The organism is Maribacter sp. R77961 (assembly GCF_044594925.1).
Taxonomy (GTDB): domain Bacteria; phylum Bacteroidota; class Bacteroidia; order Flavobacteriales; family Flavobacteriaceae; genus Maribacter.
Map to the genome: position 1 here is coordinate 1,689,344 of NZ_CP138991.1, position 23,569 is coordinate 1,712,912.

Annotated in this window: 25 protein-coding genes and 1 tRNA gene; 9 read left to right on the forward strand and 17 right to left on the reverse strand. The window is 36.3% G+C overall.

Annotation, left to right across the window (positions count from 1 at the left end; genetic code table 11):
• Window positions 1–21 precede the first annotated feature (21 nt).
• From SJY09_RS07295 to tgt, 3 genes are read right to left on the reverse strand one after another with little or no spacing between them, the layout of a single operon-like run.
• Window positions 22–927, reverse strand: coding sequence for a DMT family transporter (locus SJY09_RS07295; protein WP_396638295.1), 906 nt, complete (start codon window positions 925–927; stop codon window positions 22–24).
• Window positions 914–1,996, reverse strand: coding sequence for an LptF/LptG family permease (locus SJY09_RS07300; RefSeq protein ID WP_396638296.1), 1,083 nt, complete (start codon window positions 1,994–1,996; stop codon window positions 914–916). Before SJY09_RS07300 ends, SJY09_RS07295 begins: the two co-directional genes overlap by 14 nt.
• On the reverse strand, window positions 1,996–3,126 hold the full coding sequence (tgt, locus tag SJY09_RS07305) for a tRNA guanosine(34) transglycosylase Tgt (RefSeq protein WP_396638611.1): 1,131 nt from the start codon (window positions 3,124–3,126) through the stop codon (window positions 1,996–1,998). Before tgt ends, SJY09_RS07300 begins: the two co-directional genes overlap by 1 nt.
• Window positions 3,127–3,352: 226 nt before the next feature.
• Between tgt and SJY09_RS07310 the strand changes: the two genes are divergently transcribed.
• A complete protein-coding gene (locus tag SJY09_RS07310; RefSeq protein ID WP_396638297.1) occupies window positions 3,353–3,943 on the forward strand; it encodes an outer membrane beta-barrel protein in 591 nt (196 codons plus the stop codon).
• Window positions 3,944–4,014: 71 nt separating this feature from the next.
• On the opposite strand, the gene SJY09_RS07315 is transcribed toward SJY09_RS07310, so the two are convergent.
• On the reverse strand, window positions 4,015–4,986 hold the full coding sequence (locus SJY09_RS07315; RefSeq protein WP_396638298.1) for an FKBP-type peptidyl-prolyl cis-trans isomerase: 972 nt from the start codon (window positions 4,984–4,986) through the stop codon (window positions 4,015–4,017).
• Window positions 4,987–5,160: 174 nt separating this feature from the next.
• Between SJY09_RS07315 and SJY09_RS07320 the strand changes: the two genes are divergently transcribed.
• The 3 genes from SJY09_RS07320 (at window position 5,161) to SJY09_RS07330 (ending at window position 6,945) form a co-directional block, all read left to right on the forward strand.
• Window positions 5,161–5,919: a hypothetical protein gene (locus tag SJY09_RS07320; protein ID WP_396638299.1), complete on the forward strand. Its 759-nt coding sequence runs from the start codon at window positions 5,161–5,163 to the stop codon at window positions 5,917–5,919.
• A gap of 56 nt (window positions 5,920–5,975) precedes the next feature.
• Window positions 5,976–6,383, forward strand: a complete 408-nt coding sequence (locus SJY09_RS07325) for an RNA-binding S4 domain-containing protein (RefSeq protein WP_396638300.1) — start codon at window positions 5,976–5,978, stop codon at window positions 6,381–6,383.
• 64 nt (window positions 6,384–6,447) lie between these two features.
• Window positions 6,448–6,945, forward strand: a complete 498-nt coding sequence (locus SJY09_RS07330; protein WP_396638301.1) for a phosphoribosyltransferase domain-containing protein — start codon at window positions 6,448–6,450, stop codon at window positions 6,943–6,945.
• Here SJY09_RS07330 and SJY09_RS07335 read toward each other — a convergent pair.
• Window positions 6,937–7,452: a shikimate kinase gene (locus tag SJY09_RS07335; protein WP_396638302.1), complete on the reverse strand. Its 516-nt coding sequence runs from the start codon at window positions 7,450–7,452 to the stop codon at window positions 6,937–6,939. The two genes, SJY09_RS07330 and SJY09_RS07335, sit on opposite strands and share 9 nt — an antisense overlap.
• A gap of 137 nt (window positions 7,453–7,589) precedes the next feature.
• On the opposite strand from SJY09_RS07335, the gene SJY09_RS07340 reads away from it, so the two are divergent.
• Window positions 7,590–7,662 (forward strand) — tRNA-Lys (locus SJY09_RS07340).
• Between the two features lie 266 nt (window positions 7,663–7,928).
• Here SJY09_RS07340 and SJY09_RS07345 read toward each other — a convergent pair.
• The 4 genes from SJY09_RS07345 to SJY09_RS07360 form a co-directional block, all read right to left on the reverse strand.
• On the reverse strand, window positions 7,929–8,342 hold the full coding sequence (locus tag SJY09_RS07345) for a DUF6691 family protein (protein ID WP_396638303.1): 414 nt from the start codon (window positions 8,340–8,342) through the stop codon (window positions 7,929–7,931).
• Between the two features lie 4 nt (window positions 8,343–8,346).
• Window positions 8,347–8,904, reverse strand: coding sequence for a YeeE/YedE family protein (locus SJY09_RS07350; protein ID WP_396638304.1), 558 nt, complete (start codon window positions 8,902–8,904; stop codon window positions 8,347–8,349).
• Between the two features lie 286 nt (window positions 8,905–9,190).
• The gene (gene cydB, locus SJY09_RS07355) at window positions 9,191–10,228 is read right to left on the reverse strand and encodes a cytochrome d ubiquinol oxidase subunit II (protein ID WP_396638305.1); all 1,038 of its coding nucleotides are present in this window, start codon (window positions 10,226–10,228) and stop codon (window positions 9,191–9,193) included.
• Window positions 10,229–10,238: 10 nt separating this feature from the next.
• Window positions 10,239–11,594 carry a cytochrome ubiquinol oxidase subunit I gene (locus tag SJY09_RS07360; protein WP_396638306.1) on the reverse strand — a complete coding sequence of 452 codons (1,356 nt, stop codon included), beginning with the start codon at window positions 11,592–11,594 and terminating at the stop codon, window positions 10,239–10,241.
• 265 nt (window positions 11,595–11,859) lie between these two features.
• On the opposite strand from SJY09_RS07360, the gene SJY09_RS07365 reads away from it, so the two are divergent.
• On the forward strand, window positions 11,860–12,225 hold the full coding sequence (locus SJY09_RS07365; protein WP_396638307.1) for a hypothetical protein: 366 nt from the start codon (window positions 11,860–11,862) through the stop codon (window positions 12,223–12,225).
• 81 nt (window positions 12,226–12,306) lie between these two features.
• Window positions 12,307–14,412, forward strand: coding sequence for a TonB-dependent receptor plug domain-containing protein (locus tag SJY09_RS07370; RefSeq protein ID WP_396638308.1), 2,106 nt, complete (start codon window positions 12,307–12,309; stop codon window positions 14,410–14,412).
• Window positions 14,413–14,493: 81 nt separating this feature from the next.
• On the opposite strand, the gene SJY09_RS07375 is transcribed toward SJY09_RS07370, so the two are convergent.
• From SJY09_RS07375 to SJY09_RS07390, 4 genes are all read right to left on the reverse strand, one after another.
• The gene (locus SJY09_RS07375) at window positions 14,494–14,967 is read right to left on the reverse strand and encodes a Dps family protein (RefSeq protein WP_396638309.1); all 474 of its coding nucleotides are present in this window, start codon (window positions 14,965–14,967) and stop codon (window positions 14,494–14,496) included.
• Between the two features lie 57 nt (window positions 14,968–15,024).
• Complete coding sequence (locus SJY09_RS07380; protein ID WP_396638310.1) at window positions 15,025–15,690, reverse strand: peroxiredoxin; 666 nt, start codon at window positions 15,688–15,690, stop codon at window positions 15,025–15,027.
• Window positions 15,691–15,808: 118 nt separating this feature from the next.
• The gene (locus tag SJY09_RS07385) at window positions 15,809–16,420 is read right to left on the reverse strand and encodes a class I SAM-dependent methyltransferase (RefSeq protein WP_396638311.1); all 612 of its coding nucleotides are present in this window, start codon (window positions 16,418–16,420) and stop codon (window positions 15,809–15,811) included.
• Window positions 16,421–16,433: 13 nt separating this feature from the next.
• Window positions 16,434–16,961, reverse strand: coding sequence for a DsrE family protein (locus tag SJY09_RS07390; RefSeq protein WP_396638312.1), 528 nt, complete (start codon window positions 16,959–16,961; stop codon window positions 16,434–16,436).
• A gap of 208 nt (window positions 16,962–17,169) precedes the next feature.
• On the opposite strand from SJY09_RS07390, the gene SJY09_RS07395 reads away from it, so the two are divergent.
• Together SJY09_RS07395 and SJY09_RS07400 are read left to right on the forward strand one after the other, a co-directional pair.
• The gene (locus tag SJY09_RS07395) at window positions 17,170–18,204 is read left to right on the forward strand and encodes a c-type cytochrome (protein ID WP_396638313.1); all 1,035 of its coding nucleotides are present in this window, start codon (window positions 17,170–17,172) and stop codon (window positions 18,202–18,204) included.
• A gap of 5 nt (window positions 18,205–18,209) precedes the next feature.
• Window positions 18,210–19,553 carry an OprD family outer membrane porin gene (locus tag SJY09_RS07400; protein WP_396638314.1) on the forward strand — a complete coding sequence of 448 codons (1,344 nt, stop codon included), beginning with the start codon at window positions 18,210–18,212 and terminating at the stop codon, window positions 19,551–19,553.
• A 768-nt stretch (window positions 19,554–20,321) separates the two neighbouring features.
• On the opposite strand, the gene SJY09_RS07405 is transcribed toward SJY09_RS07400, so the two are convergent.
• The 4 genes from SJY09_RS07405 to SJY09_RS07420 all read right to left on the reverse strand — a co-directional run bounded on the left by SJY09_RS07405 (window position 20,322) and on the right by SJY09_RS07420 (window position 23,446).
• Window positions 20,322–21,629, reverse strand: a complete 1,308-nt coding sequence (locus tag SJY09_RS07405; protein ID WP_396638315.1) for an FAD/NAD(P)-binding oxidoreductase — start codon at window positions 21,627–21,629, stop codon at window positions 20,322–20,324.
• Between the two features lie 164 nt (window positions 21,630–21,793).
• Window positions 21,794–22,003, reverse strand: a complete 210-nt coding sequence (locus tag SJY09_RS07410; RefSeq protein ID WP_396638316.1) for a DUF2892 domain-containing protein — start codon at window positions 22,001–22,003, stop codon at window positions 21,794–21,796.
• A 238-nt stretch (window positions 22,004–22,241) separates the two neighbouring features.
• The gene (locus tag SJY09_RS07415; RefSeq protein WP_396638317.1) at window positions 22,242–22,886 is read right to left on the reverse strand and encodes a Crp/Fnr family transcriptional regulator; all 645 of its coding nucleotides are present in this window, start codon (window positions 22,884–22,886) and stop codon (window positions 22,242–22,244) included.
• Window positions 22,887–23,005: 119 nt separating this feature from the next.
• The gene (locus tag SJY09_RS07420) at window positions 23,006–23,446 is read right to left on the reverse strand and encodes a DsrE family protein (RefSeq protein ID WP_396638318.1); all 441 of its coding nucleotides are present in this window, start codon (window positions 23,444–23,446) and stop codon (window positions 23,006–23,008) included.
• Between the last annotated feature and the right edge of the window lie 123 nt (window positions 23,447–23,569).

The following is a 23,569-nucleotide window of genomic DNA, read 5'->3' on the forward strand; positions in this document are numbered from 1 at the left end:
TTGTGCAGCAAATATAAAACTTTAATGGTTATTTTGAGCGACTTTCCTTTTTATACCAGTGCGTTGTTTTAGAACTCCGTTTGCGATTACAGTAGCTAATATAATTCCTGCACCAACGTAAAATAATGGATTCATTTTTTCCTCATTCCCAAAAATAAACCAGGCCAATAAAATTCCGTAAACAGGCTCTAAATTTGTCGTTAACATTACCGTGTAAGGTGTTAAAACACGCATTACTTTTACCGCAGCAATAAAGGCATAAGAGGTACATAAGACTCCCAGAATTATTAGGTAGACACAGTCCATAGCACTTACCGAAAAGAAATCTATGGTGTAACTACCATTCCATGCTAAGATTACCGTTAAGAAAAGTACACCTATACCTAATTCATAATAAGAGATTATGGCGGGTTTGTTCGTTTTAACAAGCTTTCCGTTAATGATAGCAAAAACAGCGGCCAAAAATGCGGATAGTAACGCAATACCCATCCCATAACTGTAATCGGTTTCTACCTTAAAAATTAGGTATAGGCCAATTATTACCAAAACACCGAAAAAAATCTCGTAACCGATAATTTTTCTTTTAAATAAGATAGGTTCTAAAAGTGCCGTAAAAAAAGCTCCTGTAGACATCATTGCAAGTGTTACGGAGACAGTAGAAACCTTTATTGCTAGAAAGAAGGTCACCCAATGAGATGCTACCACGATACCGGCAATTATAAACCATAGTAAAGTCTTTCTATTGACTCTTAACGGCACGCTAATCCATTTTAGATAAAATAGAATAACAATCGTAGCTATGAGCATACGGTACCACACCAAGGGTAATGAATCTATAGTAATGAGCTTACCCAGAATAGCGGTAAAACCCCATATAAAAACTATAAAATGAAGATGAATAAGATTGGTTACTTTATCTTTTTGCATTTTGTAGAAGATAGAATGCTAAAATACCGAACACTACATTTGGGATAATAACTGCCAGTAAAGGAGAAAAACCAGATTGCTCTGCCAAGGTACCGAATACCTTATCAAAAAAGATAAATATAAATGCTACCAAAATACCAAAAGCCAAGTTAATACCCATACCACCCCTGCGTTTTACTGATGAAACGGATACCGCAATTATGGTGAGTATAAAGGCTGTAAGTGGCAATGCCCATCTTTTATATTTTACCAAAACATAGGTATTTATATTTGAAGCTCCTTTTTGTTTTTGGTCGGCAATAAACTTATCCAGCTCGTATAGATTCTTGGTCTCTGCCACGTATGACACCGGGGTTAAATCATCTAATTTAAAAGTAAACAAGGTATCCAATCGTCTTTTGTTCTCTATGATAGCAGAATCTCCCCGCATAGTCCTTTTCACATAAGAAGTAAGTCTATAATTACTATCCTTTTCTACCCATCTTATATTTACTGCCGAAATCTTAAACTTTAATTGATTCAGGCTATCGAATCTTTCAAAAGTAAAATTGTGTCCTAATTGTCTGGCAGGGTTAAAACTACTCACGTAAATGAAATCCGTTTCATTAAGTTGATTGAATATGTTACTTGTAACCCTATCCTGTTTGCCTTTTTTCAGGTATTTAAACTTGAATTCATTAAAACCTACACTAGCATTGGGTACAATGAACATGGTCATGAAAAACATAAGTATTGCAATAATACTGGCACCGATGATGTAGGGTCTTAAGAATCTACCGTAAGAGACCCCCGAGCTTAAAATGGCAATAATTTCAGTATTGTTTGCCAATTTTGAGGTGAAAAATATCACCGATAGAAACAGGAAAATAGGAAACAGCAAACTACCTATGTAGATGGTGAAATTAAGGTAGTACATTAAAATTTCATTCAAAGGAGCTTCATTATCGATCATCTTACCGATTTGTTCTGCAAGATTGATCATAATACCAATAGGAATGAACAACAATAACATTAGGCCAAATGTGGCCAGATATCGCTTTAATATATATTTATCTATTATCGATAGCATTAGAGCCTTTTATCCATTTGTTTTACCATTATTGCTTTCCATGCTGCAAAATCTCCTACCAAGATGTGTTTTCTAGCTTCTCTTACCAACCACATATAAAAACCTAAATTATGTATAGTGGCAATTTGTTTTCCAAGATACTCGTTTGCAGCGAACAAGTGGCGTAAATACGCCTTAGAATATTCCCTATCTACAAAAGTAGTTCCCATTTCATCCAATACCGAAAAATCGTCTTCCCACTTCTTATTTTTAATATTGATGGTACCGTGGGCTGTAAAAAGCATCCCGTTCCTTGCATTTCTGGTAGGCATCACGCAATCGAACATATCTATACCCAGCGCTATATTTTCTAAAATATTTATAGGCGTTCCCACACCCATGAGATACCTTGGTTTATCTTCAGGGAGAATTTCACATACCACCTCCGTCATTCCATACATCTCCTCTGCTGGTTCACCTACGGATAATCCTCCTATGGCATTTCCCTCTGCCCCTGCGTTGGCAATATATTCTGCAGATTGTCTTCTTAAATCCTTATAGGTAGAACCTTGTACTATTGGAAAAAACGTCTGCGCATAATCATATACGAATGGTGTCTTCTCTAAATGGTTAATGCAGCGATCTAGCCAACGATGGGTCATATGCATGGACCTTTTCGCATAATTATAATCGCAAGGGTAAGGGGTACACTCATCAAAAGCCATGATAATATCCGCTCCAATAACACGCTGTATTTCCATGACGTTCTCGGGGGTAAAAAGATGCATGGAACCATCGATATGCGATTTAAACTTAACCCCTTCCTCTTTTATTTTACGATTTGCGGATAGTGAATATACCTGGTAGCCCCCGCTATCTGTTAAGATATTCCTATCCCATCCCATGAACTTATGCAATCCTCCTGCCTTTCTCAGAATATCGGTCTTTGGTCTTAGGAACAGGTGATAGGTGTTTCCCAAAATAATATCTGGGTTAATTTCTTCCCTAAGTTCCTTTTGATGTACACCTTTTACCGAAGCTACCGTACCTACAGGCATAAATATGGGCGTTTCAATACTACCATGATCGGTGACCATAGTTCCTGCCCTAGCCTTGGATTGGGCGTCCGTTTTATGTAATGTAAAATTCAATTGTATAAGAATAAGTGCACAAAGATAATGAACTAGAGGTCTTGAAAACTTAATAAAAACCAAAGAAATAGGCATTACCATAATAGGGATATCCGATAATGACATTCAAAAGGTGATCTATTTTCTAAAACAATAAAGCTTAATAGCTTCCGTTCTGATGGTATAAAGAGAATGGTAGCCTTTGGTATTGTTCTTGATTAGTACTCATCAATTAAATAAAACTATTATGAAAAAAACACTTTTGCTTGCAGCTATGGTATTGTTTGGGCTTACGACTTATGCCCAAAGCGATTCCGGTTTTGGAATTAAAGGCGGTCTTAATTACAATGCTAATGGAGACTATTTTGAGTCGGCAGGGGACGCAGCCCGTAATCCTGACCGAAACATTGGTTATCACTTAGGTATCTTTGGAAAAATAGGTGTCTCACGAATTTATTTAAGACCAGAATTGGTTTACACTAAGACTAAATCTGATTACAATGGAGATGATTTTGACATGAGTAAATTAGATGCGCCGATACTTCTTGGCGTTAAGGTCGTTGGACCCTTACATCTTTTTGCCGGGCCATCTTTTCAGTACATATTAAGTACGGAATACGACGGAATTACGATTGACGACGTTTCCAATGATTTTACCGTAGGCATGAACATAGGAGCTGGTATAAACCTGGGTAAACTAGGTATTGATTTGCGCTATGAGCGTGGATTCAGTGACAATGAAGCCAACTTTATAAATACTAACATTACCAATGTTGGCCCTAGTCGTATAGATACAAGGCCGGACCAACTTATCTTGAGTCTTTCTTTGAAGATATAGTACAATCACGAATTAAAATAAAAAGCCCCTTGGAATCTACAAGGGGCTTTTTAATGTCTTATCGTTATCTTTTATGAATCACTATCTAGATGATCGGGGATATCGTCATCGTCCGAAAATAAAAATTTAACGAAATTACCATCATCATCTAATTCTATTTCATCAATAGTTGGGATACCGTCATTGTCGTCGTCAGCGTCAAGATAATCTGGAAATCGGCCGTTTATAGATTCTAATTCAGCATCAGCATTATCATTATAAAATAATCCATCCTCATTAAAATCCTCTAAAAGCGAAGGTATTCCATCATTATCATGGTCAGTATCCTGTATGGTTGTAAGAACTTTATATTTAAAAATTAACGGGCTATAAGCCGGTATAGCACCGCGGGCTCCATTAAAAGTCCCTAAGCCTGACGGAAAGACTATCATACCCACGCCAAAACCTTCCACATCAAAAGTCCCATCGGGGTTATCAAGTATAGTAATTCCTCCAGCTGTATTAGTCACACCTTCCCCTACACCTCTAAAAGCCCGTTGGCTACCAAGTCCTGGAAACTGGAAACTTGGATTGTCCCACCATGTTCCGGTTGATATATTGTCAAAGACCTCTCCAGATAGTAATATCCCTTCATAGTTAACGAATGTGGAATCAGCAGTTGTAGGTTTAAAACCCTCTCCCTCTCTAGCTTCCAGATAATAATAGGTATGTTCCACCTCTTCTTCTGCGTCTAATCCAAAATCTGAAGAAAAGACAGTAACTTTACGTTCTAAAACCTGATTGATTAAAGGCGTTTTAGAAGCATTATCCCCTGAGATAGTATCGATAACGATATTAAAATCAAAATCAGCAGGTGGGTTGGCAAATTCTTCGTAGTTGTAGAAGTGAGTGGTTAAGAAAGTTCTTATCTCCTCATCGTTCTCCACAGCTACCTCACTTAATAGTCTTGGTGGAACTACTTCTCCAATTTCTTCATCATCATCTCTACAGGCAACGATTAAAAGTAAGGCCAATCCTAAAATGCGGCTATTTTTCCAATTCATGAATACAAATTTTTAAGGGGACAAGATACAACTTATGCAATAATGAATCTCTTTTTTATAAAACCTTAACTAAAAAATATATTCTAAATTATTATAAGTTTTTTCTTATTATTTTCACAATTTTATCTTTCTTTTGTAGGAGATATATTATACAAAACTATTAAACTTAAAAAAATGAAAAAAATTCTTACAATTACTATCGCTCTTCTAATTCTATCGTGTTCTGATAATGAAAATCAAATCATAGAAAATGAAAATTTTGAAACTATCAACTACCATTTTAATGGCACAGTATACACATTAACTCTTGAAAGGAACGAGCAAGATGAAATGATACCGGTCGAAAATAAAGCATTAAACGAAATTGATAATATTATAGATGAAAATGAAAATATTATTTTTCATGACGTAGACGATAAAAACATAATGCTTTTTTCATCAGATTATGAGCTAGCCATTTACTTAGAAAGTGTAGGAAGCCCACTTTCCATTAAGTCAACTAATAGTAAAGCTCTATCACCGTACACTTCGGGTAATTTATACATGTATATAGATTCCTACTATAATGGCTCTCTAGTTTTATGGGATTTACCATCATTTAGTACTTTGGAATGCTATCAAACCGGTTCAATGGAAAATCGTTTAAAAAACTTTTCAATAACTAGCAATTGGATTGTGAGGCAAGATAACGGGGTTTCGAATTGTACAATTAATTTTAATAATAATGCATTTGGCAATAATCCTAATGACAAAGTCAGTTCACTAACCGTAAACAATGTTTTCGCCAGATTCTATGAAGATGCAAACTATGGAGGGCGCTCAATAACACGAGACGCAAGAACAAATGGGTCTAGTAGTTTCAGTAGATTAAAAAGTGTTAGATATAGAGGACGATGGGATAATAGAATAAGTTCCGTCAAACTATCATTTTAAGAAGAAATTCATGCTTATATGTTTTAAAGTCTTAGTTTTGAACTAAGGCTTTTTTCATGCGAATAGACAAATACTTATGGTGTACGCGATACTTTAAGACAAGGAACATTGCCACAAATACCTGTAAAAAAGGCCATGTAAAAATAAATGGACAGGTGGCGAAACCAGGGCGAGAAGTTTTTCCAATGGATGAAATACGCGTTAGAAAAAACCAAATAGATTATAAATTAAATGTACTTGCAATACCTGATAGTAGAGTTGGAGCAAAGTTAGTTGATATTTACAGGAAGGATACCACACCCGCTTCGGCATTTGAGCACAATGAATTACTTAACTATTCTAAAGATTATTACAGAAAGAAGGGAACAGGCAGACCTACAAAGAAAGATCGTAGAGAGATAGATGACTATTTAGAAACTCCAGAAAATAAACCTAAGGATGATGCTACCGCTTCTAAAGAATAGTCTTTAGGTAATACATTATCATTTATTAAAAACATACTTATCTTTAACCTTTAAAGCCAAATTAATGGAGCAAAACATTCTTTCCCACCAACAAATACAGTACAAAATAGAGCGGATTGCTTATCAAATATATGAAGCAAACGTTTCTGAAAAAGAAATCGTGATTGCAGGAATAGAAGGAGGGGGAATAGATTTTGCAAAGAAACTAATACGCATATTACGTAAAATAACAGGAGTAGAAATAACCCTATGCAAAGTAATTATGAATAAAAACAATCCTTTAAAAAGTGGTGTAGATACTTCTTTAAAAGAGGAGGAATACACCAATAAGTCCGTTGTACTAGTAGATGATGTACTTAACTCCGGTACTACCCTCATCTATGGTGTTCATCATTTTTTAAAAACCCCTTTAAAACAGTTAAAAACAGCTGTGCTAGTGAATAGAAATCATAAGAAGTATCCTGTTAAAGCAGATTACAAGGGAATATCCTTATCTACATCGCTTCAAGAGCATGTTAACGTAACTTTCGAAACTAAAAACAATAGAGTTTTTTTAAACTAAAAGGCTTTTTATTTCTTGAGCTATTTTTTCAGGAATCTTACCATCTGCCGAAATTTTATTTTTAGCCATATTGTAGTAAAAACTTCTTTCAAAAAGATGTTTACCAATAAATTCTGGTAGTTCCTCCTCCGTGAAATTACTAATCATAGGCCTGCTATCTTTTTCAGAAGACAGTCTACGAACCAATTCGGGAATAGAAACTCTAACATAAAATACGTTTTCTGTAGCCTGTAAAATAGCTGTCATATTAGTGCCATAACAAGGTGTGCCCCCGCCGGTAGACAAAACAAAAGCGTCTTCTGTATTCAATATTTGGTTCAAATATTCGTTTTCCTTTTTTCTGAAGAATATTTCTCCCTTATCCTTAAATATGTCAGGGATTGGCTTACCCTCGCCATTTTCAATAACATCATCCAAGTCTAAGAAATTAATTTTCAATAGCTTAGCCAAAAGCTTTCCAATAGTAGTTTTCCCACTCCCCATGTAACCAACTAAAACGATTTTCATGCCCTTATTTTCCGTAAAATTGAACTAATTTAAAGTGATATCAAAAAAAAAGAAATTTATCTTAAAAAGCGTTTGGTAAGTAAAGATATCAACTTATATTTGCACCCGCATTCAGCAGACGAATGATTTGAAATTTTGACCTGGTAGCTCAGTTGGTAGAGCATCTCCCTTTTAAGGAGAGGGTCCTGGGTTCGAGCCCCAGCCAGGTCACTTAATCGGAAACCATCCGAGACCAAAACCTTGCTAATCTTATGATTTGCAAGGTTTTATTTTTTTAGGGAAACCATATAAATAGGTTTGAATTGGTTCTAAATGTTCACAAATCGACAACATTTTTTATAAACGGTAACATTAGTATAGACAATTCTTTAAATTACCTTTAGAAATGAAATTCTAGCAGTGTTTATTTGAGTTTTGTCTCAATATTGTCTAAAAGCTATGACCACAAAGATGCCAACGGCTTCAAAAAAATAATCTCAATGAGGCAACTTATCTTTAAGCAATCCATAAAGAAAGGTTCCCAAAATTGAAAAGAGAATAACCACCAAAATTGGAACGTATCCCGCACCGACCAACGTAAACATTGGTCCGGGACAAGCGCCAGCTAAACCCCATCCTAGTCCAAAGATGATACCGCCGAACATATAGCGACTAAAGCTTTTTGCTTTGGGATTGAAATGAATGGTTTCTCCATGGAAAGATTTAATATTAAATCGTTTTATGGACTGTACCATGATAACACCGATAACAAGAGCTGAACCTATAATGCCGTACATATGAAATGATTCAAACTTGAACATTTCGTAAATGCGAAACCATGAAGCCGCTTCTGACTTGAACATTGTAATTCCAAAAACAATTCCGATTAAAAGATATGATACTATTCTCATTTGCTTAAAAAATTAAAGGGAATATAAAATGAATCATTGTTAGCCCACCGATAAAAAATCCGATGACAGCTATTAGGGAGGGTAATTGTAAATCACTTAATCCAGAAATGGCATGACCAGAAGTGCAACCACCTGCGTACCGCGCTCCAAAACCAACAAGCAAACCACCAATAGCTAAAATTGCTAGACTTTTAATATCAGTAAGCGCTTCTAAATCGAACAATTCGTTTGGTAGGTACGCTTTTCCTGCACTATTGAACCCTAAGTTTTGTAAATCTGTAATAGTATCAGGATTAATGGCAACTGCAGAATCCGTTGAAAGAAAATGGGAACCGATGAAACCTCCGATTATAGCTCCTAAAACAACAATTAAATTCCATTTTTGAGCTTTCCAATCAAACTTGAAAAAGTCTGAAGAGTTTCCTGCACCACAAATGGTACACATTGTTCTTAGGTTGGCCGACATACCAAAATTCTTACCTACCATCAGTAGTAAAAACATTATAAAAGCAATCATTGGGCCTGAAACATACCAAGGCCAAGGTTCATATATCCAGTTCATAGTACTTTTTATTACTGCGAAGAAAGTTGATTTAAAAGATACCTTCAGTAACCTTTGTTACACTGCAAACCCTTTGCCTAAAAAAATTAATACTCAAGTTGATAAATGTCATACTTCCTATTGCTTTGAACTTATAGCTTTGTAGAAATTTGTTAAAATAAAGTCCAAATGAACGGTAGTTCAAACACAACAATTTATATCGTTGCCGGTGTAATAATCCTTCACTTTTTAGTTGGGTTTATTTGGCTAGCCTATAAATTAATTAAGAAAAAAGACGATTAGGGTATTAATAACTTGTGTCGTCTAATTTCACTTTACCATGGAATGTTTTATACAGGAATAAGAAATATCCTGCCAAAAGAGGCGCACCTATAACAACGATAATTAGCATATTACCTAACGACTTTTGCGAAGAAGCCGCATTGTAAATAGTGACACTATATTTGGGGTCTATTGTGGATGGTAATAGTACAGGATATAACTGTACTGCCACTAGCATTAATAAAAAAGACATTGTTAAGGAAGAAAATACCAATGCATGCGCATACTTTTTCTTTGACACCAACCTTGGCACATTTGCGACCGCCAAGAACGCCAGTACGGGAAATATAAATAGTACTGGATTTTCTTTAAACTTATCGGTGACACCGGGCAAGAATGTTAAGGTATACAACGATGTGACAGCAAAGCTGATGATGAAAAATATCATACCTTTTTTTAGTAAAAAAGTTAATCTAGCATGCAAACGACCTTCGGTTTTTAGCAGTAAAAAAATAGCACCTTGTGTCATAAATAGCGCTACAGTCGTAAGGCCTAACATAATAGCGTAAGGTGATAAAAAGTTGAAGAATACACCGCCTTTATGACTGTAATTTTCACCCAGTTCAAAACCCTGTAATATATTTCCTAAAACAACTCCTAGTAAAAATGCTATAAGCACATTGGATGTAAAATAAATTATATCCCAAGTTTTTCGCCACCAGAGCATTTCTTCTGAACTTCTAAATTTTATAGCCGAAGAACGCAATACCAAGAGCATTAAGAATAACATAAAAGGCACGTACATTGCAGAGAGCATGGTAGCATACATCACAGGAAAGCCAGCGAACAATGCTCCTCCCCCAATAACTAACCATACTTGATTCGCATCCCATAATGGTCCTATGGCATTAATGGCTATACGTCTGCTTAAATCTTTTCGGAAAAACAAATGCCATGCCCCGGCACCGTAGTCAAAACCTTCTAAAATAGCGTAACCGGAGAATAACAAACCGACAACTAAATACCATATCGTTGGGTAATCTAATCCTAAAAAAGTTTCCATAGTCATACGATTAAATGGGTTTTAAAAATTCATCTGGATTTTTAGCTTCCTCATAAGGGCCATGTTTAATCTTCTTGTTTACGGAATAAATAAACAAGAGAAACAAAATGGTGTAAACGACTAAAAACAGTATCAATGAAAATAGAATTTGATTGGACGACACCTCTTGCGAAAAGCCTTCGTTAGTTCTTAAATGACCATACACTATCCAAGGTTGTCTACCCATTTCGGCGGCGAACCAACCTACTTGATTTGCTATTTGTGGTAAAAGCACCGAGAAAGCAAAAATCTTAAGGAGCCATTTTTTATCGAACAGTTTACCTCGCCACCATAGATAACTGGCATATAAGGTCAGGGCTATGAGAAACATCCCAATGGAAATCATGATATGATAAAATTGAAACACGGCATTTACTTGTCCTGGTCTGTCTTCTTTGGGAAATGCATTCAACCCGGTAATAGGTGCTTCAAAATCTTGATGCACCATAAAAGATAAACCACCTGGTAATTTAACACCTGTCACCTCTTGGGTTTCATCATTTACCCAACCGAATAAATATAAATCTGCTGGTGCTGATTTGTCATAATGACCTTCCATAGCTGCTAATTTCGCTGGTTGGTTTACTGTAACGCCCTCCGCAGAACTATGACCTGAAATCAATTGCGTTAAAGATATTATGGTAGCCACGCCTAGCGCTATTTTAAAAGCTTTTTTTGAAATCTCGATATATCTTCCCTTTAGCAGGTAGTATGCATGTACACTTAACACTAAAAAAGCCCCTGCCAAAAACGCCCCCTGCCACACGTGAATAATTCTATCGACGCTTGAAGGATTGAAAACCATTGCCCAAAAATCGGTCACTTCTGCTCTTGCGTTAAAACCCTCTCCAACAATATGATAACCAGCTGGCGTTTGTTGCCAACTGTTGGCAACAACAATCCAAACGGCTGAAAACATCGACCCTAAAAATACTCCAACGGTCGAGATGAAATGAACCTTAGGTGATACGCGGTTCCATCCGAAAAGCAATACCCCTAAAAAAGCACTCTCAAGACCAAATGCGAACAAACCTTCTGCGGCCAAGGCACTTCCAAAAATATCGCCTACGTATCTTGAATACACGGCCCAATTGGTACCGAATTCAAACTCCATGATAATTCCCGTTGCAACACCTATCCCAAAGGTTATTGCGAATATTTTTAACCAAAAACGCGTTAAGACCTCATATTGCTTATTTCCAGTCTTCAAGTATAGGCCTTCCATCATTACCATAATCAAACCGATACCGATACTTAAAGGCGGATAGATATAATGAAAGGCGATTGTGAAGGCAAACTGGATTCGGGCGAGAATTTCTGTATCCATAAGGCTAAAATTTATAGTTACAAATTTAATTAAATAGCCTGTTGAAATAAGTAACCAAGGTTACATAAAGCAGTAACTAACGATCTTATTTCATTGTGTAACCTTAGTTGCTTTCCATACAATATTTCTACTATATTTTTGAGTATTCAGTTATTAATTTTATCGAAACTGATAAGTTGTTTTTACGCATCGCCAGAAAATTATGCCTTTTAATAAAATGATATTTATCAGCTTTCAATTCTAAAGTCAATTTTATTTTAGCCAAGTGAAATTATTCAAGGTGGTCATATTATCCATTATATTGTTGAGCAATAGCATCAGAGAATCTCTTGTTTATGGCTGGTATACGTTGGATGTGGAAAGTTTTATTGATCAACTATGTGAGAACAAAGACAAACCTCAATTGGAGTGCAACGGCAAATGCTATTTAAGTAAAATGATTGCTAGTGATTCATCGCAAGACGAGCAAAAAATTCCTGTTCTTGAATGGGAGCAGTTGGTTTTTTTTCAACCCGAAATAAGGGAAGATAACCAAATCGCTAGAGTAGTCTCTAATGGTATTTCTTTTCATTATTTAGCCACGTATACTAAGGGTTATTTTCATTCCATTTTTCATCCTCCACAGGCTTAGTCAATACATGCTAAAGCTAAACGAGATTACTAAGCAATAGTTTTCTCGAGATTACTGTGGTTCAATTTGAAAAATAACTAAATGAAAATTACAAGAATAGCGCTTTTATGCGCAATTATCCCTGTGTCCTTATTGGCACAGGAAACAACAACAAAACAGGATACTTTAGAATCGAAATTGATAGAACTCAATACTGTAATAGTAACTGGGGAAAGTAATACAGATTCTGTACTCACCGCTATAAAAAACGACTTGATTAAAAAAGTCGTCCAGCCGAAAAACGTGGCGGATCTATTTAATAATTTTAACGGCTTCTCGTTAATAAAACGGGGTAATTATGCCATAGACCCATCTTTTAGAGGCTCTCAATACGAGCAATTAAACATTCAATTTGATGGCGGTACAAAGGCAATGCATGCTTGTCCAAATAGAATGGATCCGATTACGACACATGTTGTACCTGAAGATATTGAGCGTATCGAAGTAATTAAAGGTCCGTATACGGTGCGATATGGCGCAACGTTTGGTGGTATAGTAAACCTGGTGACACAGGGACCGGAAAAGCTAGGCAATGGATTTCATGGGAATGTAAGTAGCGGATACGAAACCAACGGTAATTCATTGGTTTCTTCTCTGAAATTACATCAGATTACCAATACGTATGACATTACTGCGAATGTAGGTTATCGTGATTTTGGCAACTATGAAGACGGGGATGGCACTGAGATTCCATCTTCATTTAGAAGTCTGGACTACGGTTTGCGCCTAGGCTATAATTTTGGAGATAACCAAAGGCTTCAAGCGCATTGGAGACAGTCTTTTGGGAGAGACGTATTACACGCCGGATTACCTATGGATACCGAGGAAGACAATAGCTCTATTTTATCTTTGGATTATAAGCTTTTAGGTTTGAGTGGATTTGTAAAAGAAGTAAATGCAAAGGCCTACTATACTTATGTAGACCACATAATGGCCAATACCAGGAGACCGTCGTTTATGATGACCGAAGCCTTGTCTACCATAGATGCAACTACCGCTGGTGGAAAAATAGAATTAAAGATGAAACCTACTGAAAAGTGGATTCTTTATGGTGGATTAGACGCAATGCTTATTGCACGAGATGGTGGAAGGACCAGAGTGGTAAAACGAAATATGATGGGGAACTTTTTACCAGAACCAATTGTTTTTCAAGATAAGATTTGGCAAGATTCTTATGTAAATGATTTTGGCCTATTTGCAGAGAATAAATACGCTATTACAGATAGAACTATGCTTACCGCTGGTTTCCGTTATGACTTAGTGGTTTCGGACATTCAAGATCCAGAAGCTGATTTTCAAGAATTATATGACAATCTAGGACAGCGAGAAGAGCACAATGTATCTGCGACGGCTTCCATAAAACAAAAGGTTTCAGATAATGCCATATTAGAGGTTGCGTATGGTCGTGGTGTGCGCTCTGGAAATATGATAGAACGTTACATCAATCATTTTTCTGTAGGCCAGGATCCTTTTGAATATGTGGGTAATCCCAATCTTGATGCAGAGGTAAACAACCAGTTTGAAATAGGTCTTAAGGGACACAAGCGTTTTGAAAAAGGAATAGACGTTTTGCGCTACGGTATTTCCGGGTATTATGCAATCTATAAAAACTATATTGTTGCTGTAGTAGATCCCACGCTAAATAGAAAGTTTATGCCTAGCGCACAACCACAGGAGGTTAAGCGTTTTATCAACATTGATGAGGCTTATAAAACTGGTTTTGAAGCAGAGGCTGAGATAGATTTTGCAACGTATTTTAATTTCTCCACCGCTTTATCCTATGTATATGCTAAAAATAAAGACCTTAATGAATCTTTGCCACTAACACCACCGCTTACAACACGATTCGGTTTAGGTTTTAAAAAAGAGAGACTTTGGGCTAGTTTAAACTATACGATTACTTCAAGACAGGATGAAATTGCAATAAGTTTTAGAGAACAAGAAACAGCTGGTTATGAAGTATTGGATGCACGCTTTGGCTTTGAACCGATTAAGGATTTGAACATTGGTCTAGCGGTGCTTAATGTGTTTGATGAGACCTATAACAATCACTTGAATTTCTCTTTTGTCAATCAAACAGATTTTACCAGAGTCCCTATTAATGATCCTGGAAGAAATTTTTCTGCATTTATTCAGTACGCATTTTAAGGAATCTTTCTAGAATTGAAAAGCCCTTTTGATAATCACAAAAGGGCTTTTCAATTTTTAAAAATAATACGTGATTGTGTTTTAGTTTCGATATGCCGAAAGCATCCACACAAGTTTTTCTTGTTGAACAATGTAATCACTCATCAAGGCAACTGTACCCTCATCATTTGCATCTGAAGCGATGGACAAAATGGTCCTTTCCTTGCTCAACAAGGTCTTTAAAGCTTCTAGAACACTATCAATAGCGACTTCACCATCTGTTATATTTTCCGCTGGCTTAATATCTGAAGCCTCTAGATACTTCTTAAAAGAATGAAGTGGTGTTGCACTTAAGGTTAGTACACGCTCTACGATTTCGTCTACCTTAATCAAAGCATTATTGTAGAGTTCCTCAAATTTTAGATGTAATTCAAAGAATTTTTTACCTTTTATATTCCAATGAAATCCTCTTAGATTCATATAGAATAATTGGTAGTTTGAAAGTAAATCGTTTAATTCTAAAGCGGTGGTTTGTGATGCCTTATCATCTAAACCTATGTTGTTCGTATTTTTCATAATTCATTTTAATGCTTAAAAAGGGCCAATAGTTTAACCTACAGCCCCTGTTCTGTTTCAAATATCCTTTTTAGCCAAATACCAGGTAACTTTTTCTACCGAATCATCCGCTAGCCTTTCGTTCAAGGTATCAAGTGATTTTGGTGGAGGACAAATTGCTTTATCTCCTCGTTTCCAATCTAATGGCATTGCTACCTTATGTTCATCAGATACTTGTAATGCATCTAGCGCCCGTAGAATTTCATCCATATTACGACCTACATTTAGTGGATAATACATTATCAAACGTATTTTCTTAGATGGGTCGATAAAGAATACTGCTCTAACTGCAGCGGTCTCACTTTCGTTTGGTTGTAGCATTCCATAAAGTTTAGACACTTTCATATCTATATCCGCGATGATAGGAAAGTCAAAATAAACTCCGGTATTTTCTCTTACGTTCTGTACCCAACCTAGGTGTGCATGAATACTATCGATACTTAAACCTAATAGCTCTGTGTTTAGGGCATCGAACTCCTTTTTTCTTGTTGCAAACCCGCTCATTTCAGTAGTGCATACTGGTGTAAAATCTGCTGGATGAGAAAACATTACAATCCACTTGTCTTTTGCAAAATCGGACATTTTAATGTTTCCCTTAGTCGTTACAGCCTTAAAATCTGGAGCTGTGTCACCTATTCTCGGCATTGAAATAATCTGTTCTGGCGATACGTTTTCGTTATTCATAGTATAGTTTTAAATTATCATTTTAAATTCTTTGATAAAATTAAACTATAGAGAGGATGATGTTTGTAACACGAGTTACATAGGTCAAAAATTAACGTACTTTAACTTTTTGAAGAAATTAAGCTGTCAGGTTAGTTTCCTTTATGCCTCCAACAAATCGTATAACTGCGGCGTCTCCTCTATGAAAAATCCCCTCTTTTAATTCAATGTTCTCTTCTTTTAATATCTTGAATTCGAGAGATGGAAATTCTTTTTTTATTTCTTCGATGGAAAAAAGCATGGCCTCATCTTTTGGTCCACCAGATGGTTTTCCCAATTGTGATTTAGAAAAAGCTTCAAAAATCACGATGCCATTAGGTTTCAGAAACTGTATTAGATTTTGATGAGCCTGTTTGCGTATTTCTTCTGGAAAATGTGCATAACACAATCCAATAACGTCAAATTGCTCATTGCTTTTAAACTCCAGTACGCTAACCACGGTATAATCTATGGAAACCTTGTTTTCTTTTGACAAGCGAATCGCTTTATTTCTAGCGCTCTCGCTATAGTCAAAAGCGGTTACATTCCAGCCTTTAGAGGCCGCATAAACCGCATTTCTACCTTCTCCCTCTGCTGGTAATAAGAGAGAACCTGCAGATAGTTCATCTAAAGTTTTTTTGAAAAACTCATTGGGTAATATGCCATAAGCAAACTCATCCTTTTCATAGCGTTCGTTCCAAAAATCTTTCATTTTTAAAAGTTGTCTACGGCATTAATGCATAACCTTTTAGTTGATAATTGGCGATAACCATCATAGCCGATAGCCCTAACTTTGTGTCAGGGTTTAAGTCCTTGGCGACAATATCCCTTGCTGCAGTTGCTTGCGCGCAGACTAGAATTTCAACACCATAGTCATTTAGTGCTTTCAGCAGGGCTGCATTGGGGTTTGGCTTGTCATATTTTTCCTTGTACTTTGATTCTCCTAAACTCGCGAACGTAGCACCTCCGTGAATAGCGGCGATAATGTGTATTTTGTCTTTCGCAATGTCTGCAGCACCAAGCATATTAATCATTCGTGCAATTTTCCATAAACCCATATTCACACCCTCCATTTCCCGTTCGGCCGTGATGTCAAAAACTAAATTATATTCCAATGTAGGGTCGGCTAAAACCTCTACATTTTCAAAATTTTTAATTTTTCCGTACCCATCAATTACGGGTGTAATCCATTCTTGTGCACTTAGACTATTTGTTGCCATTACTAAGAAAAGTATTGTAATTAATCTGTTCATATTTCACCTATTTATATAGTTTTCAAATTTTGAGAAAAGTTAAGCTACTACTTGTACTTATCAAAATCATTGAACAGGTATTTCTTTAAAATCATATAATACCTTAAATCTGTAACTTAGGTTACTTTAAGGGTTTTTGGTAAAGGTTACATTTGAATATTATACTTTCATTTACGTATATGAAATTAGAAATCGAGATGATATAATTATGGAGGAGCTGCAAATTCTTGTTCGTAGACTTCTTATCATGTTCGGTGCCATGTTTGCTTTGGTACTTGTGCTTTTCTTTGGTCTTCTTATAGAAAAGCAAGCTTTCGAACCTGAGTTGATTCCGATTAGCGAAATAAGTCAAAGTCAAGTTTGGCAGCCTAAAAATGTACTTTCTGAATTAGCTTCCATGCCGCCAAAAGTGAAGCGAGGCTACTTTTTGGTTTCGGAGACACCGAAAAATATGGGACCAATGGCCATTGACTCATCTATGCGACTTGCTGGCAATAATTTAGCATGTACCAACTGCCACTTAAAATCAGGCTCGCAGGCAGGGGCGGCCTCATGGGTTGGTGTGGTAAATCGTTTTCCACAGTTCGGGGGACGAGCCAATAAAGAAGGCTCTTTAGAAGACCGAATCAATGGTTGTTTGCAGCGAAGCATGAACGGTAAAAAACTTGCTGTTGAATCCAAAGAAATGAAAGCTATAGTTGCCTATATGACTTGGCTGGGAGAAGGATTGCCTGAAGAACGAACAAAAGAGTTCAAAGGGTATCCGAGAATAAAAGTGCCTAGCATGGCGGTAGATTTGAAAAAGGGGAAAGCCGTTTATAAAAAGGAGTGCGTGCTATGTCATAGGGAAGATGGCCAAGGGATACGTTTTGCAGATGCGGCAAAAGGTTACCAATATCCTCCACTATGGGGGAACGACAGTTACAATAACGGTGCGGGAATGCATCGGGTGCTTACCGCTGCTCAGTTCATTAAAAGTAATATGCCTTTTGGACAAGCCACTTGGGATAATCCTAAATTAACGGATGAAGAGGCCTATCATGTAGCTGGCTATATCAATAGTTTTGAACGCCCCATAAAAAATGGAACTGAAAAAGATTATCCTGATAAAAAATTGAAACCTGTTTCTTCGCCATACGGCCCGTGGGCCGATGACTTTTCGGAGGAACAACATAAATACGGGCCGTTTCCGCCGATAATAAAGTATTACCAGAAACAATATAACATCACCAAAACCAAATAAGCGGAATGCGAAGTTTTTTCTTTTTGATTTTCCTATTGCCTTTTTTGGCTACCTCCCAAGCAACAAGTAAGGTTGAAAAAAGTGCCAGTAAATTATCGGGGCAATGGAGGACTTATTATATGAATACTTTCAATAATGGTAGTCTTAAAGATTTTAGTGCCTTGGCTTCAGGTGGCAAGCTTAAATATCAATATAGGCCTAACAAAAAATTTGAATTTGGTGCTGCACTTTATAACAGTACTAATTTTGGTATTCAAGACCTTACCATACCAGATGCCACAACGGGTAGGCTTAGTCGCTATGAAGAAGGGCTTTTTGACCGGCTTGATTTAGAGAACGACGCTATTTTTTTATTGGGAGAGTTATATCTAAAATTTAAATTTTCGGCACATGAATTAACGATAGGGCGAATGAAAATAAATTCTCCTTTGATAAATCCGCAAGACGGGCGAATGATTCCCACATTGGTTCAAGGACTATGGTATAAAGTAAAAACAAAAAAATCCAACCTATTTCAAATAGGATTCTTAAACGGAATCGCACCTAGAACCACGAGCGAATTTTTCGGTATTGGGGAGAGCATCGGTACATATCCCGTCGGTAGAAATATATTTGGTGAAAGTGGTCAATATTTCGGGAATACCAAATCTGATTTTATAGTGCTTTTTAATGCAAATCTAAAGCTTACGGAAAAACTAGAGCTTGGTGTATGGAATCAATTTGTAGCTAATATTTCAAATTCCTTTTATGTAAAACCAAAGCTTGCCTTAAACCAAAAGATAGGGTTGGAAATGGAATGGCTGCATCAGAATAAGGTGGATACTGGTGGTAATGAGTTGGCAGCCCAACGTTACTTTAATCAGAATTCAAGTGATATCGTAGGCTTACGATTAAATTATAAAGGAAAGACTTCAGCAACTTCTTTATCCTACAACTATATTTTACCAAATGGTCAGTTTCTTTCACCTAGAGCCTGGGGCCGTGAGGACCTTTTCAGTTTTCAAAAACGTGAACGTAGCGAGGGCACGGCGGATAACCATGCATTGGTCTTTAATTACCGAACTAATTTCCCTATCCTAAAAGACGAGTTTACAATCAACTCTATTTTTAGCTTAGGTAGGCATTGGAAGCCTGATGTAACGAACGCAGAGCTGAATAAATATGCAATGCCGGATTATACGCATATCAATTTTGATTTCTTTTTCAACTTTAAAAATTGGAAACAATTTAAACCTGAACTTCTTATCACCTCAAAAATAGCCAATGGGGATTTTCCCAATAACCCAAGTTTCATTTTTAATAAAGTAGACTTATTTCATGTAGATTTTATTTTAAACTATAACTTCTAAATAAAAAGAGTTTAAAGTAAAATCCATTTAGAGTTAAGCTTCAGGTTTTTCACATGAATGGCTGTGATGACTGCCTTTACCATGATACTTGCCAATTTTGGATTCAAATCAAAATATGGAAAATAAGCAAAGAAGGCCAATGCAGATAAAGTAATAGGTGCTATAAAGCCAACGGTTCTGAAAATCTAGCCAGATAAATAGCCGACAAAAAAGGTAGGGGAATTTTACAATACATGTATACTCACCACTTGGATTTGTTATATGCGTATATATATCAAGATTAGCTATACCCTACGGCTTAAGCAATAATATCTTCAACACCCAGAGCATTAAAAGCACGGCAATATTGCTTAAGTCTTTTAACTGAAATCCCAAAATGGTAAAGCACCGGTTCCATTCATAATTGGTCAACACTAAAGCAATCTCTGTAAATGAGGTCATTTTGTGTACATAAGACTGCTTTGACATTACCTAGAAGTATCCTTATTTTCCTGGACAGGAATTAAGTCATACCAATCGGTACAGCAGATAAAAGCTCACAAAACCTGTGAATAAAAAATAACTGCTAGCGAGAATAAAATGTTCTAGACACCTACTGTATTAGCTTACATACTATTCACTTTTATTACCATTTGACATCATAAAAAAAACGGCACCAATAATCAAAATACAAACTACTGCAAAAAGCCCAATCATCCAAATGCCGTTTTCCCACGATACCAGAGGTAAAATCATTTTAATAGACATATCATTCATTTTAAATTGTTACTAAACATTTTTTCCTTTCATCATCTTGTTCCAGTACAAATACGGGAGTCCGTATTTCTTCAACATCCAAAGTCTCCAATGTTCTTTTGAAGAATCTGAAATCAGCATTTGTTTTAATTTGGGGTCGGGAGTGAAATTATTACCATAATCGAATTCCGCTAATACCATTTTGCCGTAGTCGGTAACCAATGGACAAGAAGAATAACCATTATACGCTTTGTTTCCAATCTTATCATGTTTCATCAATAAATCAAGATTATCGACCACGATAGGAACTTGTTTTCTTATTGCCGCCCCAGTCTTAGCTGTTGGTAATGCCGCAACGTCGCCCAATCCAAAAATATTGGCGTATTTGTTATGTTGCATCGTTTTATGATCCACATCTAACCAACCGGCAGCATTGACTAAATCCGATTCTTTGACAAATTTTGGGGCTACCGAAGGCGGAGCAGTATGCAGCATATCATAGTGAATGCCGTATCTGTTACCGTCCACGGTTACTTTTACGTCCTTATAATTATATTGAAACGTTTCGTCCAAATGCTTCTCGGTATCTTCACCTGACATAACCACACAACCTCCGGCGGTTATATCCTTTCCTAATTTATACCATGCAATTTGCTTGTCACCATCCACGGCGACCAGTTTATGATGAAATCGTAAGTTGATATCCTTTCTATCAACAACTTCCATCAATGTTTTAGCAACTTCTTTAACACCAAAGATAACGGTGCCACCTGTTGCAAAAACAATGTCGGTTTTTTTCTTCACAACACTTTTACGAAAATGGTTTTCGGCCAAATACATAATTTTTTGAGGAGCACCTCCACATTTAATAGGCGTAGTTGGCTGTGTAAAAAGTGCTGTTCCTCCTTTAAAGTTTTTAATAACGTTCCAAGTGTGCTTAGGGTCGGTGTAATTGCTACAAACCACACCTTTATCAATTGCTTCCCCAAGCCCGGGAACTAAACTGAAATCATAAGCCAATCCAGGGGCTACAACTAAATAGTCATAGGTAATTGTACCATTGCTTGCAGTACTTACCGAATTGTTATCGGGGTCAAAACCCGTTGCCTTGTCCTTTATCCACTCAGCCCCTTTGGGAATAATGGAGGACATTGGTCTAGCAGTTTTGTCATAATCGTAGGTTCCAGCTCCAACTAATGTCCAGGCTGGTTGATAATAATGAGTATCCGCCGGTTCTATTATGGCTATATCTTTTGCGTTTTTCTGACTCAATAATTGTGCTGCAACCATAATTCCTGCAGTTCCGCCTCCTATGATAAGTACTTGACGATGTGATTTCATTTATTTGGTGGTTTTGATATTCTGTTAAAAATAACCTCCATATTTTGCCTTATCAGTAACATTGGTTACACAAGTCTAATTATTTCGCAATGACGTATTTCGTTAGTATTAAAAAAGCCTACCCTTAAAAAAGAATAGGCTTCTACATCATTTTAAAAGATTCGTTACTTATTCTTGACCTTACAAGTATTGAGCCCTACCAACGAGTATAAGGGGCAGAAACTTACAAAACTGGTTAGCACAAAAACAGCCGCTAATGCTAATAATACATATGCTAAAGTTCCTGCAATGATACCTTGCCAAAACAAAACACCAACAACAGCAGCAATAATAATTCTAATTATGCGGTCTGCACCGCCCATATTTTTTTTCATAATATTTTGATATTTATTGATTTATATACTCAACAACAAGAACAATGGCTGTAACAAGTCCACCGCAAATGAGGCAGACCAATACCAATTTTGTTGCTTTGTTGAGTTTCATATAACAAATGTATCTGATGACAGTATGAAATCCCGTGACATATGTTACAATTGCGCTAAAAAGTTAACCTAGAGAACGTGAGAAGGGTAGGTTTCAAAGTACTATTTGTTAGTTTGATGGTAAGAATCAGTTTAAAATCTGAATCTCACCTTGTTTCAAACCAATTTGACCTTCGTGTTCTAGCTTTTTAAGTAGCCTAGAAATTACTTCACGAGAGGAACCTAAATCATTGGCAATATGTTGATGGGTTGTGTTTAAGACTTTACTCTCTTTTAGCACTGACTCTTTTTTAAGGTACTCCAATAAACGTACATCTTTATTTGAAAAGGTAAGTGTTTCTATAACTTGTAATAACTCTTCAAACTTTGTTTGAAATAGGTCATATACGAACTCATTCCATTGCGGGTATGTTTTAGCAATAGCCATTGCTTCAATTGCTGGTAGAATCAACACTTTAGCATCTTCTTCAATAACCGCTTTTACTTGACTTTTTCCATTTCTAATTAAGGTTGTCATTGACATTACACAGCTTTCACCTGGCTTTATGTAATAAAGAAGAACTTCGTTACCATGAACCGCTTCTTCTTTGAAGACTTTTGCAAAACCCGATAGTAATAATGGAATTACCTTTATGTACTCTCCTTGCCTTAAGATAACCGTACCTGCTTCAAAATCAACTATAGAACTTATTTCGACCAATTCTTGTCGAAGCTTAGGCATCTTTGCCAGTTCGGGAAAGTACGTACTTAAGGCTTGCTCTTTGATATCCATGGCTGAAATTAAAACTTATTAAAATATTCTGCCCGATACACAACTTCCAAACGATTTCGCATAAGAAATCATAGAATTTTTATCAGTTACAGAAGGGTAATTACAGAAAATTCCTTTAACTAATACGTCAAAGTATTATAACCATTTGCTTGTAATTGTAGCATACGTACCGAGGCGGTAGGAGTAACATCGAGACCTTCAAAAAGCGTATCTTCCGCTACGCCTAATTTTTCCATGGCAACGCTGCATACACTTACCTTTACTTTTCCCTTATATTTTTGAAAAAACGCTTCCAGTTCAGATTCTTTTACCAATTGGGTAACCACCTTACCTTTGACCACAATCTCATAATCCTCTATTACAACACCATTTTCAATAAGCAAATCATACATACTTAGCACCCCCTTAAAATGCCTTTCCGTAGTAAGGATAAAACCATATTTAGGTGTTTTCTGTAAGTCTGTAATAACTTGTTTATCCAATTTTTTTTGACCATGAACTACCGTAATAGTTGTAGTCATTACCATAATAATCAATAGGGTTCTAAAAATTTTGCTCATGAATTCTATTTTTAAGTACTTATTGGTTTATCTAAAAATACAGAATTAAATTACTATTCCTTAGCTATGAAAAAACTATAATTCAAGATTTTACTTTTGTATTGAATCTGAGTTTGATTATTT